We start from the raw sequence: 994 nt of genomic DNA on the forward strand, positions 1-994 counted from the left end.
AGCCCAGCGACTGCACCTTCTGCGAGCCGCCATCCTTTTCGCCACCGCGGTTCTTGAAGAAGTCGTCGAAGAAGTCCTGGAACGGCGAGCCTTCGGGCAGCTGCGGCATCGGCACGGCGCTTGGCCCTTCGGTGCCCTTCACCGTCTGCGAGGTCGAGATGTTGACCACCGCGCCGAGCACGCGTTCCGCCAGGTCGGCAACCGAGGCAGGTCCGTCGGCGGCGAATGTCGGCGTCACGAAAGACGGAACGGCTGCGGTGCCCAGGACAAGCGCTGCGGCGCCGGCGACCAACGTCCGTCGAGCGGCGCGCAAAAGGGTGTTGGATGTCATCGAGAAGCCTCCCGGCATTTCTGAAAGAGAAAAGCGCTTCGACGAAAACGCCGTGTCGCGCCATGATGGCAAGAAATACGGCACGTTTGCGGCTATGGCTATCGGCGGAGCGTAAATCGAGCGTTATTCCGCAAACCGGATGCCTTTACCCGCTCCGCACCAGCCAGACGATGCCGACACCGATGGCGATCGCCACCAGGCCGCCGATCCGCAGTGCATTCTCCGGCATCGACAGCACTTCGCCCGCGAGCTTCCTCGCAAAGCTGGGGAAGCCGCCATAGACCAGGCCCTCTATGACAAGGACCAGGCCTATCGCCGCGAAGAAATCCTGCACCGGCCGCTACTGGCCGGTGCTGGGTTGTGTCGTCGGCGCGGCAGGTGCCGCAGCCGGCGCGGTTGCTGGCGAGGCCGGTTTCGCCGGCCCTTCCTTGCCGTCGGGATCGCGGAAGAAGCGGAAGAACTCCGAGCCCGGCGACAGCACCATCGTCGTCCCGGTGTTGTCGAGCGCGGTGCCATAGGCGTTCATCGACCGGTAGAAATCGAAGAACGCCGGATCACGCTGATAGGCTCCCGCGAAGGTGGCGCTGCGCTGGGCTTCGCCCTCGCCGCGCAGGATCTCGGACTCCTTGCGTGCTTCGGCAACGATCTCGACCACTTCACGAT

2 protein-coding genes and 2 pseudogenes are annotated in these 994 nt (G+C 64.8%); 1 reads left to right on the forward strand and 3 read right to left on the reverse strand.

Annotation, left to right across the window (positions count from 1 at the left end):
* Positions 1-331 (reverse strand): annotated as a pseudogene (locus tag EOA36_RS36110) (serine protease); the annotation flags it as partial.
* Here EOA36_RS36110 and EOA36_RS38870 point away from each other — a divergent pair.
* Positions 321-446, forward strand: a complete 126-nt coding sequence (locus tag EOA36_RS38870; protein WP_272483008.1) for a hypothetical protein — start codon at positions 321-323, stop codon at positions 444-446. The pseudogene EOA36_RS36110 and the gene EOA36_RS38870 overlap by 11 nt on opposite strands.
* A gap of 30 nt (positions 447-476) precedes the next feature.
* Here EOA36_RS38870 and EOA36_RS36115 read toward each other — a convergent pair whose 3' ends face one another.
* Together EOA36_RS36115 and EOA36_RS36120 are read right to left on the reverse strand one after the other, a co-directional pair.
* Positions 477-665: a DUF2065 domain-containing protein gene (locus tag EOA36_RS36115; protein ID WP_127281294.1), complete on the reverse strand. Its 189-nt coding sequence runs from the start codon at positions 663-665 to the stop codon at positions 477-479.
* A 6-nt stretch (positions 666-671) separates the two neighbouring features.
* A pseudogene (locus EOA36_RS36120) lies at positions 672-994 on the reverse strand (protease modulator HflC); the annotation flags it as partial.

This window comes from Mesorhizobium sp. M8A.F.Ca.ET.021.01.1.1, from assembly GCF_003998025.1.
Classification (GTDB): Bacteria; Pseudomonadota; Alphaproteobacteria; order Rhizobiales; family Rhizobiaceae; genus Mesorhizobium.